The following is a 16,636-nucleotide window of genomic DNA, read 5'->3' as shown; positions in this document are numbered from 1 at the left end:
CGCGGCAGGGCATCCCGCGAACCGGATCGACGAGTTGCTACCCTGGAACTTCAAGCCGTCGAGCTGAACTCCGATGGGGCGTAGACGCCGCTTACAGTTGTTTCCCGGGATCGAAAGTGGGGGTGCGCTACCTTCTGTCACGCGGCCATGCTTTTCGCACAGTCGTTCCAGCGCTCGAACGCGGCGACGAGGCTCTGACGGTATCTGGAGGCAGTCATTTTGTGGCGGCGAGGGCGGAACAGGTTCGCGGTTTCATCGTGGGCGCAGAGGAACCTTTGCGCCTGCCTTGCCGATTTGAATCGGCCCTGGATTTTCTCGCGCTTTCGCGTGGGTCTGTGCGATCCCTCAATACGATTGTTCAGTCCCTTGTGCGCCCGGTGATCCACGTTCAGCCCGAGCTGCCGCAGGGCCGCGCAGTAGCTGCGCAGTTTATCCGTCACGATGACGCGGGGCTCACCCCAGCGGGCGATCAGCCGTGAAATGAAACGCTTCGCCGCCCGCGCATTGCGGCGCGTTTGCACGAGGATGTCGAGAACTTCGCCGTTGCTGTCCACGGCGCGCCACAGCCAGTGTTGCACGCCGTTGATCATGATCACCACCTCGTCCAGGTGCCATTTGTCGGTGGGCCGCGGGCGCGTAGCGCGGACCCGTTTCGCGATATGCGGCCCGAATTTCCCCACCCATGCCCGGATCGCCTCATAGCTCACCACGATACCGCGTTCGGCCAGCAGATCCTCGACATCACGCAGGCTAAGCGAGAAGCGATAATACGCCCAGACCGCGTAGGAAATGATGGAGCGCGGAAAGCGGTGGCCTTTCAGGCGCGGTGCGGAAATCTGACTGATCATCGCACGGAGCTACATAACTGCCCTGCGGAGGGCAATAACTTGACGATCCCGTCTTCACCAAGGGCCTGAACGGATACGCGTGTGATAAATCACGCATGACAAGCATAGGACATGGCGAAGATGATGGACCATACCATTGGCGTGGACATTTCGAAATCCTGTCTGGATGTATTCCGGCTGGAAGACCAAGCAGCGCAGCGTTTTGAGAACTCGGCCGCCGGCTTTCGCGCTTTGCGAGAGTGGCTGGGTAAGGCCCCGGTCGCCCGGATCGTGTTCGAACCCACGGGACCGTATCACAAGGCGTTCGAGGCGGCGCTTGGCGAGACCTTTCCTCTGGTCAAGGTGAACCCTCTCCAGGCGCGCCGGTTCGCCGAAGCGCATGGCACCCGAGCCAAAACCGACGCGGTGGACGCGCAGATGCTGGCACGGATGGGCGCCACATTCGGCCTCGCGTCCCAAGCGCCATGTTCCAGGGAGGCGCGCGTTCTCAAGGACTTGCACGTCGCGCGCACCGGGTTGATCAAGGATCGCACGAGATTGCGCAACCGCGCCCAAACCCACGATATCGCGGTCCTGAAACGCCAGAACAAGGTGCGGCTCGCCCAGCTGGACCGTCAGATTGCCGAGCTGGACGCCGAGATCGCAGCGCTGATCGAGGCACGCCGGTCCACCGCGCGCAACCGTGACATTCTCTGCTCCCTGCCCGGGATCGGCCCTGTCACGGCCGCAGCCCTGCTGACTCTGCTGCCGGAGATCGGCACGCTTGCGCGCAAACAGGTGGCCAGTCTCGCGGGTCTTGCGCCCGTCACCCGCCAGTCCGGGCAATGGCAAGGCAAGGCATTCATCGCGGGCGGGCGCAAGCCACTGCGCGACGCTCTCTACATGCCCGCCTTGGTGGCCATGCGCTATAACCCGGATCTCAAGGCCAAATATGACGCCCTTCGTGCGGCCGGAAAACCCGCGAAGGTCGCAATCGTCACCGTCATGCGCAAACTCATCGAAACGGCGAACGCGCTGGTCAAGGCTGATCGCTTCTGGGCCCGAAAAACCGCTTGATCAAGACGGATACTATGAACCGTGAGCGTCATGGCATCGCAGCACACAGCGTATCGTCGGCTTTGGTCATCCGGTCGGCGGGGCGGCGAGATATCGGCGACATGTGTCGATCTTTTCGATCCAGCTCGATATGTCCCGGTCTGCAGAGGCTGTCGTAATCTCCGAGCTTTCCTTGAAAAATCCCTGGTTAGAGTGCTTGGAGCGCTGAATCTAGGCGTTTCTTAAAGAGCTATATGGCGCACGCTTTGGAAAAGTGCCATTATAGGCGCCATGGTCGCCGAACGAGCACAAAACCTGAAGAAAGTCCTTGATGCAGTGCCCTCCGGGTATCTGGTCGATGCGGCATGGCTCACGGCGCATGGCATCGCCTATGAGACCTTTCGTGACTACGTCAAACGGGGCTGGCTCGAGCGTCTGACCCGCGGCGTTTTCCGTCGCCCGTCTCCGGGCGCTTCTGCGTCGGATACGATCGACTGGAGGATCTGCTTGCTCTCGGTCCAGCACATCATGCGCTACGATGTCCATGTCGGCGGCATGACGGCGCTCACCCAGCAGGGTCACGGCCACTATTTGCGTCTGGGCGGCAACGCCACGGTATGGGTCTATGGTGAAGCCATACCAAAATGGCTTTCGAGGTTGCCGCTGAACGCGCCGATCGAGACGCGCAACAGGTCCCTCTTTGACGATCCGCAGCTTGGTCTCCACGATGACAGCACGGATGCAGGGCAACCCCTTCCCTGGGACTGGCAACTCAGGATGTCGTCTCCCGAACGGGCGATCCTGGAAGCCATGGACGAGTTGCCCGACCATGAAAGCTTCCACAACCTCGACATGGTGTTCGAGAGCCTGACGACGCTGCGCCCGAAAACACTGTCGGCGCTGCTTCACAGTTGCAGGAAGATCAAGGTGAAGCGGCTGTTCTTCGTTTTTGCCGATCGCCACGATCATGCCTGGCGCAAACGCCTCGAACCCAAGGAATTCAATCTCGGCAGAGGCGACCGCGCTCTGGTCAGTGGCGGCAGGATACACCCGCGCTACCGCATCGTGGTACCGGAGGAATTCGTAGCGACCGGGGCTGGCGATGGCGCGTGAGGACTATGAAGCTCAGGTCGCGCTGCTCGTGCGCCTGCTCCCGCATGTTGCCAAGGAAAAGGTGTTCGCGCTCAAGGGCGGCACGGCAATCAACCTGTTCTACCGCGATCTGCCCCGCCTGTCGGTCGACATCGATCTGACCTATCTGCCGATCAAGGATCGCGGCGAAAGCCTCGCTGAGATCAACGAAGCGATGGATCGCATCGCAGCCACCATCGAAGGCGGCATAGCCGGCGTGCAGACGCAGCGCATCCGGGGTGGAGGAGGGGGCGCCACCCGCACTCTCGCTCGTCTGGGCGGCGCCGAGATCAAGATCGAGACCTCGCCTGTCATGCGCGGCGTCGTGCAGGATCCTGAGATGCGTCCGGTGTCAGATGCGGTGGAGGATGAATTCGGTTATGCGGAGATGCAGGTCGTTTCCTTCGAGGATCTGTTCGGTGGCAAGTTGCATGCGGCAGTGGATCGCCAGCATCCGCGTGACCTGTATGACATCAAGCTGCTCTATGAAAATGAAGGCCTGACAGAGGATCTATTCCGGACCTTCCTGATCTACATCGCCTGCTCATCCCGTCCGGCCCATGAACTTCTGAACCCGAACTTCATCGACCTAGACCAGCCCTTTACGAAAGAGTTCGAGGGTATGACGAAGGCGCGTGTCAATCTCGACGACCTTCTCGAAACCCGAGAGCGGCTGGTCGCGGACATCCGGTCTCGTCTCGACGAAAAGGCCAGGATGTTTCTCCTGAGCCTGCATGACGGCACGCCAGACTTCGACGCTATCGAGCGGCCGCGGGCGGCTGACCTTCCTGCGGTTCGTTGGAAGCTGATCAATCTGGAGAAGCTGAAGAGGGATAACCTGGCCAAGCATGCGGAGCACAGATCAGCGCTGGAAGCGCTGTTCAGGTAGTCACCACCGCCGCTGTCGCTCCGTTCGGAGACTGACCGGTCTCTACGGCTAAGTGCGATGCATGAATACCTCGAAAGCAGGGTTTCCCAAACGATGCCAATAAGTTATATTAAGCGGCGAGTTTGGGGATTTGGCGTTCGACCAATCGCAAGTATCGTTGGTTGCACGCCCCCGCAACCAACGATAATTGCGAAACCTCCGCAGGCCCCGCCGCGGAGGTTTTTGCATTTCCAGACCCGTTCCGCAGAAATCGTCTGTTGCGCCCTCCCGCAACCAATATCCCCGAAAAAGCCGCTCCCGAATGGGAAGCGGCCTTCTTGCGTTTGGTGAAAGAAAAACCGCGTCACAAGCAAAGCGTCCTCAGTGCAACACGACCCGAGCTAGATTTGCCCCGAGTGCCGTCGAAGCAGATCACGTGAACCGGAAACGGGGCAGCTAGAATGATGCTGTCGCAGGCGCCAAGGCGCGCCTTGGCGCCGGATGCGAAACTGCGCTCGACGGCAGAAAGGCCCGGAGCGCAATGCCCGGGCCTTCTCGATGAACAGCGTGTGGGTCAGAGCATGCCTTCGGCCTGCGCCCAGTCCAGTGCCTTGTCGAGCGCGCGGCCAAAGCGGGCGAGGATCTCGGAGACGTCGTCCTCGGTGACAATCAGCGGCGGACAGAAGGCGACCGTCTCGTAGACCGCGCGCACGATCAGCCCCTCTTCGGCGCAGAACTCCACGACCTTGGGAGCCATCTTGCCGGCCGGCTCGAAGGAGGTCTTCGTGGCGCGGTCCTTCGCCATCTCGACCCCCGCGATGAGCCCGGTGCCGCGCACCTCACCGACCAGCGGGTGATCGGCGAACTTGCGCAGACCGTCCTGGAACATCGGCTCCAGCCGCGCGGCGTTGCCCATCAGATCCTGTTCTTCGATGATCGCGAGGTTCTCGAGGCCGACCGCGCAGGCGACCGGGTGCCCCGAGCCGGTGAAGCCGTGGCCGAACGTACCCAGCTTGGCAGTGTTGTCGGCGATGGCATCGTAGACCTTGTCGTTCACCACGATCGCGGCGAGCGGCATGTAAGATGAGGTGAGCTGCTTGGAGGTCACAAGGATATCGGGCGTGAAGCCGTATTTCTCGCAGCCGAAGGGTGCGCCGGTGCGGCCGAAGCCGTTGATCACCTCGTCGGAGACCAGCAGGATGTCGTACTTGGCGCAGATCTCGGCCACGCCCGGCCAGTAGCCCTCGGGCGGGGTCATCACGCCGCCGGCGCCCATGACGGGCTCGCCGATGAAGCCGGCGATGGTCTCGGGGCCCTCGGCAAGGATGGTGTCCTCGAGCTCCTTGAGCAGGCGGTCGGTGAATTGCGCCTCGGTCTCGCCCTCCTCGGCATAGCGCCAGAAGGAGGGCGTGGTCAGATGCGTCACCGGGATCGCGGGGAGGTCGAAATCCTTGTGGTTGCCCGCGAGGCCGGTCAGCGAGCCCGACGCGATGGTGATGCCGTGATAGCCCTTTTGACGCGCCAGGAACTTCTTCTTCTCGGGGCGGCCAAGGCCGTTGTTGAGAAACCAGGCCATCTTGACCACGGTGTCGTTCGCCTCGGAGCCCGAGTTGGTGAAGAAGACCCGGTTGAGACCCTCGGGCGTCATCTCGACCAGCTTCTCGGCCAAGCGGATCGAGGGTTCATGCGCCTTGTGCGCGAAGCTGTGGTAATAGGGCAGCTTCTTGAGCTGCTCGTAGGCCGCGTCGGCCAGCCGCGTTTCCGAAAAGCCGACGGCAACGGACCACAGCCCCGCCAGCGCCTCGATGTATTCCTTGCCCTGATCGTCATACACCCGCGCACCGTTGCCGTGGGTGATGATCATCGGGCCCTTTTCCTCGTGCAGGCGCATGTTGGTGTAGGGGTGCATCGAATGCGCCATGTCGGACGCATGGAGCGAATTGGGGCGCTGGTTCATCACGGTCTCCTGTGGACGAGAGGGGGCAGACGCCCCGTTGCGGCGGACTCTAGTGGCTCGGGCGCCCCAAGGTCACGCAAGAATTTGATCATATTGGCAGGGCATAATGCCCTGACTGAAAAAGCGTCTCATGCCTCGCGGTCGAGGAAGCCGGACAGGAAGCTGACCAGCGACGTGGTGAGATCCGACGACAGGTAGCCGCCTTCCTGTACCAGGACCGTGGGATAGCCGGCCTCGGCGATCATCTTGCCGGCGCGGCGGAACCCGTCGAAGCTGACCTTCATGCCCAGCAGCGGGTCGTTCTCATGCGCGTCGAGCCCGAGGCTCACCATCAGCGCGCCGGGCCGGAAGGTCGCGATGGCCTCGAGGGAGGTTTCGATGGCCTTGAGCCAGACCTCGTCGGTGGTGGTGCGTGGCAGGGGGATGTTTAGGTTGAAGCCAAGGCCCTCGTTACGACCCGTTTCGTGGGCATGACCGACGTAGAACGGGTAGTAGTCCGAGGGATCGGCGTGGACGGAGCAGGTCATCACGTCGGCGCGGTCGTAGAAGATGTCCTGCGTTCCGTTGCCGTGATGCACGTCGATGTCCAGCGTCGCGACGCGCGCGTGACCTTCCCGCAGCCGTGCGGCGGCGATGGCGGAATTGTTCATCAGGCAATGCCCGGCGGCGATGTCGGTGCTGGTGTGATGCCCGGCAGGTCGGCAAAGCGCATAGGCGCCCGGTGCGCCGCCCAGCACCGCGTCGGCGGCGGCAATGGCGCAATCGGCGGCGCGGCGCGACGCCGTCCAGCTGTACTGCCCCATCGGGGCCGAGGTGTCCCCGAAATGCCAGCCTGCGCGGGCGAGGATGCTTTCGGGATAGGTCGCGATCGCGCGGTTCGCGAAGACGTTGGGGACGACCTCCGGCCCGCAGTCCGGCAGCTTCTGCCATTCCTCCCAGGCGGTTTCGAGAAAGTCGAGGAATTGGTCGGTGTGGACCGCCTCGAGCGCGCTGCGCGGCGCCTCTGGCGGTGTCTCGGTGCAAAGGTTCAGCTGGTCCAGCCCCGCCCGCAGCAGCCGCGCCCGCTCGGCGCGCTCGGCGTTGCGCTGGATCTTGCCGTTGGTCAGTCGGAAGACCGGATCGTGGAGGTCGGTCTCGGGCGCGTCGAAGCATTGCATCAGGGCGTGCTCTCTTCAAGTTTGCGGAATTGTTCCGTCACCAGCGTGCGGGCGACGTCGAGATGGTAGAACATGGCATCCACGGCCTGATCCTCGCTGCCCGATAGCAAGGCGTCGAGGATCGGCACATGCGTTTCGGCAAGCCGGTGTGCATCGTCGTAGAGCCTGCCGATCAGCATGATGGTCAGTTCGGTTTCCTGCGCGATCCGCTCGAAGCTGCGCAGGTAGCGCGGATTGCCGGAGCCTTGGCAGATCAGCCGATGGAACTGCATGTCCGCCTCGACCTGGGTAAGCATGTTGTGGCCCGGTTCGGCCAGCCGGCGCAGCTCTTCGATCTGGGCGCCAAGCGCGGCGGCGGTCGCGCCCAGCCCCTCGCGCATCAGGCGCCGGACGGCGGCGATCTCGATGGTGATGCGGAATTCGTAAAGGTTGTCGATCTCGGTGGCGCTGTGCCGCCGGACAAAGAAACCCCGGTTCGGCGTGTAGGTGATCAGTCCCGAACTCTCGAGCAGCCGCGCCGCTTCGCGCACTGGCGCACGCGAGGTGCCGAGCTGCTTGGCCACCACCGACTCGCTCAGCCGCTCGCCGGGGGCGAGGCGCCCCGAGACGATGGCCTGGCTCAGCAGCCGGGCGACGCGGTCGACCAGCCCTTCGCGGTCGAGGGGGGCAAAACCGTCGGGTTGGTGAAGCTTTTCCATGTCGCGGATCGAGGCCCCATTTTTCATCCACGGTAGGAGCCAATTGCAGGATTGTCGACAATTGGCTTGACGGAAGGTGCGCGAATGACCTTCCTTTGCTTAACACCTCCTCAATGGAGCGCTCAGATGCCGGACGGAACGACCACCACTGCCACCACCAATGATCTGCGCCGCGATCTTGCCGCAGCCTATCGCCTGATCGCGCTGCACGGGATGGACGACGGGATCTACACCCATATCTCCGCGCGGCTACCTGAGGGGCCGGAGGGAGAGAAGCGGTTCCTGCTCAACCCCTACGGACTGCGGTTCGAAGAAGTGACGCCCGACAATCTCGTAACCATCGACGAGACCGGGGCGGTGATCGACGACCCCTACGGCGCCGGGGTGAACGCGGCGGGCTTCACCATCCACTCGGCGGTGCACATGGCCCGGCACGACGCGGTCTGCGTGCTGCACACCCATACGGTGGCAGGCGTCGCCGTCTCCTCGGTGCAGGAGGGGCTGTTGCCGCTCAACCAATGGTCGGCGCAGTTCTTTGGCCAGATCGCTTTTCATGACTACGAGGGCATCGCGCTGAACCTCGAAGAGCGCGCGCGCATCGTCTCGGACCTTGGCGACAAGCGGGTGATGCTGCTGCGCAACCACGGCACGTTGCTGCTCGGGCGGTCGGTGGCCGAGGCGGTGAAATACGCGCTGAACCTCGAACGCTCGTGCAAGGCGCAGGTCGCGGCGCTTGGCATGGGGCTGACGCCGGTGGTGCTGCCCGATGACGTCGCGGCGCATACAGCGGGACAATACGCCCGCGCCTATGACAAGATGGAAGAGCAGGGCGGCCGCGACCCGGAATGGGACGCCATGCTGCGCCAGCTCGACAGCCAGACACCCGGCTGGGCCGGGTAACACGATCCCCGGGCGATCGCCGGGGCTTTCCGCGAGTCCGCAACAAGACGGGCCGCGGTCATCCGAAAAAACGGAGAACAGGGAAAGCTCATGAAACATCTCAAAGCGACGACCTTCCTCATCGCCGCCGCACTTGCTGCGCCGCTTGCCGCGCAGCAGGAGGGCGGACGCCTCGACATCGTGGTGCAGCCAGAGCCACCGGGGCTGATGCTCGGCCTCGTGCAGAACGGGCCAACGCAGCTTGTCGCCGGCGACATCTACGAGGGCCTTCTGCGCTACGACACCGAGCTTCAGCCGATGCCGGGGCTGGCTGAAAGCTGGGAGATCTCGGACGACGGGCTGACCTACACCTTCAAGCTGCACGAGGGTGTGAAATGGCACGATGGCGAGGATTTCACCGCTGACGACGTGGTGTTTTCGGCCTCCACCTTCCTGCCCGAGACCCACGCCCGCCTGCGCGCCTCGCTGGCCTATGTCGACAGCGTTACCGCGCCCGACCCGCTGACGGTGGTGTTCAAGCTGAAGGAACCCTTCGGCCCGTTCATCTCGGTCTTCGAGGCGGCGACCATGCCGATGATCCCGCAGCATATCTACGAGGGCACCGATTTCGCCACCAACGAGGCCAACAACACGCCCATCGGCACCGGGCCCTTCCAGTTCGAGGAATGGGTGAAGGGCAGCTACATCCACCTCGTGAAGAACGAGGACTACTACATCGACGGGCTGCCCTATCTCGACGAGGTCTATTACCGCGTGATCCCCGACGCCGCCAGCCGCGCGGTGGCTTTCGAGACCGGCGAGGTCGACGTGCTGCCCGGCGGATCTGTCGAGAACTGGGACATCAAGCGCCTGAGCGAGATGGAGGGCGTGTGTTCCACCACGGAGGGCTGGGAGTTCTTTGCCCCTCTCGCCTGGATGTGGCTGAACAACCGCGAGGGGCCCACCAGCGACGTGCGCTTCCGCCAGGCGGTGATGTACGCCATGGACCGCGAATTCATGCGGGACGTGGTCTGGAACGGTTTTGGCAAGGTGCCGACGGGGCCGGTGTCGTCAAAGACCAACTTCTATTCGGACGAGGTGACGATCTACGACTACGATCCCGAGAAGGCCGAGGCGCTGCTCGAGGAAATGGGCTATGACGGCGAGCCGGTGCGCATCCTGCCGCTGCCATACGGCGAAACATGGCAACGCTGGGCCGAAGCCGTACGCCAGAACCTGTCCGAGGTCGGCATCGAGGTCGAGATCGACAGCGCCGACGTGGCCGGCTGGAACGAGAAGACGTCCCAGTGGGACTATGACATGGCCTTCACCTATCTCTACCAGTACGGCGACCCGGCGCTGGGTGTGTCGCGGAACTACACCGCGGATCGTATCGAGAAGGGCAGCCCCTGGAACAACGTCGAGGGCTACGAGAACCCCGAGCTTGACGAGAAATGGTTCGCCGCCGCGACCATGGCCGACACCGAGGCGCGCGAGCAGGCCTACGCCGAGATCCAGAAGGAGATCGTCGACGACGTGCCCGTGGCCTGGATGCTCGAGCTGGAATTCCCGACGCTCTACCGCTGCAACGTCAAGGACCTGGTGACCACCGGGATCGGCGTGAACGACGGCCCGCGCAACGCGTGGATCGAAGAGTAACCCTCTCCACGGGAAAGAAGATTTTCTTCTGAGGATCTTCTGGCGCTCCGTTTCGGCGGGGCGCTCCCGGAAACCTGTTCCAGAAGAGGGAGCGACCCGGCATGTCCGTCCTTGCCATCATCGTCTCGCGCCTGGCGAAGGCCGCCTTGACCTTGCTCGCCATCGCGGTGCTGAACTTCTGCCTGCTCCACGCGGCCCCCGGCGACCCGGCGGTGGTGCTGGCCGGCGAGGCGGGCGCCGCCGACGAACAGATGATCGCGCAGCTGCGTGAACGCTTCGGGCTCGACCAGCCCTTTGGCGTGCAGCTGTGGAAATACGTCTCGGGGGTGGCCATGCTCGACCTCGGGTACAGCTTCCGGCAGGGGGCGCCGGTCATCGACCTGATCGCCGACCGGCTGCCGGCGACGCTGCTGCTGACCGGGGTGGCCTTCGTGATCTCGCTGGTCTGTGGCATTGCGCTGGGGGTGGCCGCCGCGGCCCGCGTGGGCAAGCCTCAGGACAGCCTGCTGACCACCTTCGCACTGCTGTTCTACGCGACGCCGCTCTACTGGGCGGCGCTGATGGCGGTTCTGGTGTTCTCGGTCTGGCTGGGCTGGCTGCCGGGATTTGGCTACGAGACCGTCGGCGCGGGCTACACCGGATGGGCACGGGTCATCGATATCGCCAAGCACCTCGTGCTGCCGGCGCTGACCTTGGGCCTGTTCTTCATGGCGGTTTACATGCGCATGACGCGGGCCTCGATGCTCGAGGTCTCGAACGCCGATTTCGTCAAGACCGGGCGGGCCAAGGGCCTGTCGGACAAGGTCATCCGTCGTCGCCATATCCTGCGCAACGCCATCCTGCCGGTGGTGACGCTTGCCGGTCTGCAGGCGGGCCAGCTGATCGGCGGCGCGGTGCTGACCGAGACGGTCTTTGCCTGGCCCGGCATCGGGCGGCTGATGTTCGAGAGCCTCGCCGCGCGTGACTACAACACCATCCTCGGGGTCTTCCTCGTCTCCGCCGCGATGGTCATCCTGTTCAACATCGTCACCGACATCGTCTACCGTCTCGTGGACCCCCGCATCGGAGCCCGCGCATGAGTTTCTGGACCCGGTTCCGCACCAATATCGGCGCCATGGTCGGTGTCGTCCTGCTGATCGCCGTCATCGCGATTGCCGTCTTCGCGCCGCTGATCTTTGCAAATGATCCTTGGCAGATGGTCCAGCGGCCTTTCCTGCCTCCGTTCAGCAGGGAAGATTTGCTGCTGGGCACCGACACGCTTGGCCGCGACGTTGCTGCACAGCTGGCCTACGGCGCGCGCGTCTCGCTGCTGGTGGGGCTTGTCTCGACGCTGGTGGCACTGCTGATCGGCGTGCCGCTCGGCGCGCTTGCCGGGTTCTACGGCGGTCTGGTGGACGAAGGCGCAATGCGCTTCACCGAGTTCTTCCAGACCATCCCCAACTTCGCCCTCGCCATCGTACTGGTGGCGATCTTCGAGCCGACGCTGTCCTCGATCACGCTGGCCATCGCCATCGTCAGCTGGCCGCCGGTGGCGCGGCTCGTGCGAGCCGAGGTCATGTCGGTGCGCAAGCGCGAATTCGTCGATGCCGCTATGCTGGCGGGGCTCACCAAGCGCCGGATCCTGGTGCGGCAGGTACTGCCCAACACCCTCTCGCCGATCATCGTCATGGCCTCGCTGATGGTGGCCACGGCGATCCTGCTGGAAAGCTCGCTCAGCTTCCTCGGTCTCGGTGATCCCAACGCCATGAGCTGGGGCTACATGATCGGCGCCGCGCGCACCGTCATCCGCTCGGCCTGGTGGCTCAGCTTCTTTCCCGGCGTCGCTATCATCATCACCGTCCTGGCGCTGAACCTGATCGGGGAGGGGCTCAACGATGCGCTCAATCCGCACCTGTCGAGACGAAAGGGTCGCGCATGAGCACGCTTGCGATCGAGCACCTGACCATCGGCCTGCCCGAGGGCGCCGACCGGCCCTTCGCGGTCGAGGATGTCAGCATGACTATCGACAAGGGGCAGATCCTCTGCGTCGTGGGCGAGAGCGGGTCCGGCAAGTCGATGACGGCCAACGCGTTGATGGGGCTTTTGCCGCGAGGCGTCACCGTCAAGGCGGGGCACGCCATGTTCGAGGGGCGCGACGTGCTGCGCTTGCCCGAGGCCGAAAAGATGGCCCTGCGCGGCGCGCAGGTGGCGATGATCTTTCAGGAGCCGATGACCGCGCTCAACCCGCTGATGCGCATCGGCGACCAGATCGCCGAGGTCTTCGCCGCGCATGACCGCTTCACGCAGGCCGAACGCCGCAAGAAAGCGCTCGACCTGATCCGCGAGGTTCAGCTGCCCGATCCCGAGAAGATCATCCGTGCCTATCCCTTCCAACTTTCCGGTGGACAGCGGCAGCGGGCGATGATCGCCATGGCGCTTGCGCTGGAACCCAAGCTGCTGATCGCGGACGAGCCGACCACCGCGCTCGACGTGACGACGCAGGCGCAGATCCTCAAGCTGATCCTCGACCTGCGCGACCGCCGGGGCATGGCGGTGATGTTCATCACCCATGATTTCGGCGTGGTGGCCGAGATCGCCGACGAGGTCATCGTCATGCGCGAGGGGCGGGTGGTCGAACGCGGGACCGCCGCCGCGGTGCTGAAGTATCCGCAACACGACTACACCAGGCGCCTGCTTGACGCGATCCCGACCGGCATGCTGCCCGAGCAGCGCGCCCTGTCCGAGACCCCCGCGCTCGAGATCAAGGGGCTGCGCAAGATCTATCGCACCGGCGGCGGCTTTTTCCGCGAGGCGCGCGAGGTGCGGGCGGTCGACGACGTCTCGCTCACCGTGGCGCGGGGCGAGGTGCTGGGGCTGGTGGGCGAAAGCGGCTCGGGCAAGTCGACGCTGGGCCGCACCGCGGTGCGTCTGGTGACCCCCGACGGCGGGCAGGTTCTGGTCGGAGGCGTCGACCTGGCGGCGCTGCCCGAGGAAGAGCTGCGCACCCAGCGTCACAAGGTGCAGATGATCTTTCAGGATCCCTACGCCTCGCTCAATCCGCGCCAGCGCATCCTTGGTGCGATCACCGATGGCCCCATCGCCCGCGGCACGCCACGTCGCGAGGCCGAGGAGCGGGCGAAGGAACTGCTCGAGGTGGTCGGCCTCGGGGCCGATGCTGCCAGTCGTTTCCCGCACGAGTTCTCGGGCGGCCAGCGCCAGCGTATCGGCATCGCCCGGGCGCTTGCCATGGACCCCGAACTGATCATCGCCGATGAGGCGGTTTCGGCGCTGGACGTATCGATCCAGGCGCAGGTGCTCGACCTCTTGCGCGATTTGCGCGAACGGATGGGGCTGTCGATCCTGTTCATCACCCATGATCTGCGCGTTGCGGCCCAGTTGTGCGACCGGATCGCGGTCATGCAGCGCGGCAAGCTCGTGGAGATCGGCCCGGTGCACGACATCTTCCTCAAACCGCAGAAGGACTACACGAAGCAGCTTCTCGCGGCCGTGCCAGGCTCGGACTGGGAACAACGAAATGAATCTGCATGAGCAGCAGGTCGAAGTGCTGCAAGGCCTCGGGGCGAAGATTGCCGGTGCGTTCGGCAGCCCGCCTGTGGGGGACACCTTCGTTCGCCAGGGGGCAATGCCAGCTCCCTCAGGCAGGTTGCGGGGCGCAGATGGAGCTGTGCTCTAGTGAGCAACTTCCAGCCGCAGCTGGTCGATATCCCGCTTGGGCGGATTACCGAAGAGGCGGGAGTATTCACGGCTGAACTGAGACGGGCTCTCGTAGCCCACGCGGTAGGACGCGCTTGCCGCATCGAGATGGTCGTTCAGCATCAGCTGCCGTGCTTCGTTGAGGCGGAGCCATTTCTGGTACTTCAACGGACTCATCGTCGTCAGGTCGCGGAAATGCTGGTGGAAGGTCGATGGGCTCATCTGTGCCCGCTCGGCCAGCTCCTCGACGCGCAGCGGCGCGGCGTAGTTCAGTTTCATCCAGTTGAGCAGCGCGAGGATCCTCTGGTTCGGGTTGCCCGCCGCCACGAAGGACCACAGCCTGGCTCCCTGATCGCTCAGCAGCAGACGATAGTGAATCTCCTGCAGGATCAATGGGGCGAGAACCGGGATGGCGCCGGGTTCGTCCAGAAGTGCGACAAGTCGTTCGAGCGGCGAAATCAGCTCTGGCGTGACCGCGCCCACTGCGACGCTGCTGCGTTCGGCACGATGACGCGGAGGCGTCACGTTGCGGGCCACCATCTCGGCAAGCATGCGTTGATCGAGCCTCATGACGAGGCCAAGGCAGGGCTTGTCGGGGCTGGCCTCGATGATCTGCGTCTGCCCGGGAATCTCCAGCGACGTGATGAGAAAACCCGACGGATCGTAACGATGCGGGGCGCCGCCCACGAACATCTGCTTCGCGCCCTGCGCCACCACCAGCAGGGCAGGCTCGACCAGGCAGAGATCGGGCTCGGTCGGCCGGGTGCGTCGGAAGAAGCTCAGCCCCTCGATCGCGGTGGAGACGTTTTCCGAAGTGCCGGACCACGCCTGGATCATAGTCGCCAGCTTGTCGTGCGGGGCGTGTCCGTGGCTCGTCTCGTGGTCAGTCATCTGCCTGGTTCCAAGTCGTGTCGCGGAACCACCCGGAGGTGGCTCCGCCGTTCTATCACAGGTTCTCGGAGAAGAAGCTGGTGAACTTGTCGAAGGGGATCTTGTCCATCTGGTCGTAGAGGTCGGTGTGGGTCGCATCCTCGACGATGAATAGCTCCTTCGGCTCGGCCGCGTTTTCGTAGGCGGTTTCGCTGAAGTAGCGCGAGTGCGCTTCGGAGCCGTGCACCAGCAGGGTCGGGCGGGGCGCGATCTCGTCGATATAGGACAGAAGGGGCATGTTCATGAACGACAGCGGGGTCGTCGTCGTCCAGGCGGCGTTGGAGTTGACCGAGCGGGGATGGAAGCCGCTCTCTTCGCGGGTGTAGTAGTCCGCGTATTCCTTGACGAACCGGGGCATGTCGTCCGTCACGTTCTGCAGTGCGGTCGGCGGGTAGGACGGTTTGCCGGCGGCGGCGTCTTCCCACCGCTGGCGACTGAGCTGGTCGAGCTGATCGGCGCGCTGTTCTGGTGTGGTGCTGTCGAAGTAGCCCTTCGCCATCATCCGGCTGATGTCGTACATCGTGGTGGCGGCGACGGCCTTGATGCGCTTGTCTGCGGCGGCCGCGTTCAGGCCCATGCCGCCGAAGCCGCAGACGCCCAGGATGCCGATCCGCTCACGGTCGACGTTGGTCAGAAGGCCCAGGTAGTCGACGGCAGCGCTGAAATCCTCGGTGTTGATCTCGGGCGACGCGAGGTTGCGGGGCGCGCCACCGCTTTCACCGGTGTACGAGGGGTCGAAGGCCAGCGTGACGAAGCCGCGCTCGGCAAGCGTCTGTGCGTGGAGGCCGGAGGATTGCTCTTTCACCGCACCGAAGGGACCGCTGACGGCAATAGCCGCGAAAGGGCCTTCGCCCTTGGGCGTGTAGAGGTCGCCGGCCAATTCAATGCCGTAGCGGTTGGTGAAGGTGACCTTTCCGTGGTCCACCTTGTCGCTTTTCGGGAAAGTCTTGTCCCAGTCCTGCGTGAGTTCCATCGTGTGTCCTATCTCTGTCAGGCGTCGACGTCTGCGTCGGCGTTGACCTTTAGATATTCCACGCTTTCGACAGGCAGATAGACCATTACGGCGGTATCCTTGCCTGATCCTCCGGGAGTTGGGTGTTTTGCGAATACCTGGCCTGTCGCGGGCATGCCCGAGCAGGTTGCCCGACGCCCAGGCCCGGCAAGGCTGGCGTCAGAAAGTAGATGGGGAGGGGCAGGGGATTAAGTGCGGGTGCGGACGTGGTCCGGGGGCGGAAGCCGGGGCACATTGCGTCCTCGCGCGCAAGATCGAAGATCGGGGGTGCATCCTTCCCCCACGTGCTTCGGGGCATGGGCTTCGCACATCGATCCGACTCCTGTTTGGTGTTGGGGGGATCCCCCCGAAACGTGCTGACACCGGAGGCTCTGCGCGGTCCGTTTGTCGACTCCGGCCGCTCACCGTCGGGCGGCCCCATGGATTCGGGGCCACAGAATCGTCTTGGAGCGTCAAATTACGGCGTAGAGGCGTCCTCCTGCCCTCGGAGCCGGGGGCGATGGACCTTGGAGTGAGGCGGAAGGCATCGCTGGAGCCCTTGTATCGTTGGCTCTCGGCGGTCCCGGAGCAGATTTTCTGATTTTCTTTCATTTTCCTGTTGCAGGCTGCGGAATGAATCCGTAAATCCCCCTTCACCGGCGGCGCTGAGGCGCTACGGGGCGCCACGGAGGCGAACGGGACGAGGTTCTGGCGGTCTTCGCGGCAACGAACATTAGGGGCAGACGAGGCGGGGCGCGCCGGTAAGTTAGGGCGCATCTCGGTTGGTTTT

General features: G+C 64.0%; 14 protein-coding genes. 8 read left to right on the top strand and 6 right to left on the bottom strand.

Annotated features, from left to right (window positions below; all coding sequences use genetic code 11):
- Positions 1-137: 137 nt before the first annotated feature.
- Positions 138-848, bottom strand: a complete 711-nt coding sequence (locus tag C8N44_RS21640) for an IS6 family transposase (RefSeq protein ID WP_007803496.1) — start codon at positions 846-848, stop codon at positions 138-140.
- A 120-nt stretch (positions 849-968) separates the two neighbouring features.
- On the opposite strand from C8N44_RS21640, the gene C8N44_RS21635 reads away from it, so the two are divergent.
- The 3 genes from C8N44_RS21635 to C8N44_RS21625 all read left to right on the top strand — a co-directional run bounded on the left by C8N44_RS21635 (position 969) and on the right by C8N44_RS21625 (position 3,903).
- On the top strand, positions 969-1,904 hold the full coding sequence (locus C8N44_RS21635; RefSeq protein WP_107978826.1) for an IS110 family RNA-guided transposase: 936 nt from the start codon (positions 969-971) through the stop codon (positions 1,902-1,904).
- Between the two features lie 270 nt (positions 1,905-2,174).
- A complete protein-coding gene (locus tag C8N44_RS21630; protein ID WP_107978825.1) occupies positions 2,175-2,996 on the top strand; it encodes a type IV toxin-antitoxin system AbiEi family antitoxin domain-containing protein in 822 nt (273 codons plus the stop codon).
- On the top strand, positions 2,986-3,903 hold the full coding sequence (locus C8N44_RS21625; RefSeq protein WP_107978824.1) for a nucleotidyl transferase AbiEii/AbiGii toxin family protein: 918 nt from the start codon (positions 2,986-2,988) through the stop codon (positions 3,901-3,903). The genes C8N44_RS21630 and C8N44_RS21625 overlap by 11 nt, the downstream gene beginning before the upstream one ends.
- 553 nt (positions 3,904-4,456) lie before the next feature.
- On the opposite strand, the gene C8N44_RS21620 is transcribed toward C8N44_RS21625, so the two are convergent.
- From C8N44_RS21620 to C8N44_RS21610, 3 genes are all read right to left on the bottom strand, one after another.
- Positions 4,457-5,839 carry an aspartate aminotransferase family protein gene (locus C8N44_RS21620; protein ID WP_107978823.1) on the bottom strand — a complete coding sequence of 461 codons (1,383 nt, stop codon included), beginning with the start codon at positions 5,837-5,839 and terminating at the stop codon, positions 4,457-4,459.
- Positions 5,840-5,967: 128 nt separating this feature from the next.
- A complete protein-coding gene (locus tag C8N44_RS21615; protein ID WP_107978822.1) occupies positions 5,968-6,996 on the bottom strand; it encodes a histone deacetylase family protein in 1,029 nt (342 codons plus the stop codon).
- Positions 6,996-7,694: a GntR family transcriptional regulator gene (locus tag C8N44_RS21610; RefSeq protein WP_107978821.1), complete on the bottom strand. Its 699-nt coding sequence runs from the start codon at positions 7,692-7,694 to the stop codon at positions 6,996-6,998. The genes C8N44_RS21615 and C8N44_RS21610 overlap by 1 nt, the downstream gene beginning before the upstream one ends.
- A gap of 126 nt (positions 7,695-7,820) precedes the next feature.
- On the opposite strand from C8N44_RS21610, the gene C8N44_RS21605 reads away from it, so the two are divergent.
- The 5 genes from C8N44_RS21605 to C8N44_RS21585 all read left to right on the top strand — a co-directional run bounded on the left by C8N44_RS21605 (position 7,821) and on the right by C8N44_RS21585 (position 13,760).
- Entirely contained in the window at positions 7,821-8,594 is a 774-nt protein-coding gene (locus C8N44_RS21605) for a class II aldolase/adducin family protein (RefSeq protein ID WP_107978820.1), read from the top strand.
- Between the two features lie 90 nt (positions 8,595-8,684).
- The gene (locus C8N44_RS21600) at positions 8,685-10,232 is read left to right on the top strand and encodes an ABC transporter substrate-binding protein (RefSeq protein WP_107978819.1); all 1,548 of its coding nucleotides are present in this window, start codon (positions 8,685-8,687) and stop codon (positions 10,230-10,232) included.
- 101 nt (positions 10,233-10,333) lie between these two features.
- Entirely contained in the window at positions 10,334-11,311 is a 978-nt protein-coding gene (locus tag C8N44_RS21595) for an ABC transporter permease (RefSeq protein WP_107978818.1), read from the top strand.
- Between the two features lie 35 nt (positions 11,312-11,346).
- Complete coding sequence (locus C8N44_RS21590; RefSeq protein ID WP_244641176.1) at positions 11,347-12,150, top strand: ABC transporter permease; 804 nt, start codon at positions 11,347-11,349, stop codon at positions 12,148-12,150.
- The gene (locus tag C8N44_RS21585) at positions 12,147-13,760 is read left to right on the top strand and encodes an ABC transporter ATP-binding protein (protein WP_107978816.1); all 1,614 of its coding nucleotides are present in this window, start codon (positions 12,147-12,149) and stop codon (positions 13,758-13,760) included. Before C8N44_RS21590 ends, C8N44_RS21585 begins: the two co-directional genes overlap by 4 nt.
- 141 nt (positions 13,761-13,901) lie before the next feature.
- Here C8N44_RS21585 and C8N44_RS21580 read toward each other — a convergent pair whose 3' ends face one another.
- On the bottom strand, positions 13,902-14,816 hold the full coding sequence (locus tag C8N44_RS21580) for an AraC family transcriptional regulator (RefSeq protein ID WP_107978815.1): 915 nt from the start codon (positions 14,814-14,816) through the stop codon (positions 13,902-13,904).
- A gap of 55 nt (positions 14,817-14,871) precedes the next feature.
- A complete protein-coding gene (locus C8N44_RS21575; protein ID WP_107978814.1) occupies positions 14,872-15,828 on the bottom strand; it encodes an alpha/beta hydrolase in 957 nt (318 codons plus the stop codon).
- Positions 15,829-16,636: the final 808 nt, after the last annotated feature.

It is taken from the genome of Allosediminivita pacifica (assembly GCF_003054175.1).
GTDB lineage: Bacteria > Pseudomonadota > Alphaproteobacteria > Rhodobacterales > Rhodobacteraceae > Allosediminivita > Allosediminivita pacifica.
This window is presented reverse-complemented; position numbering and strand designations above follow the sequence as displayed.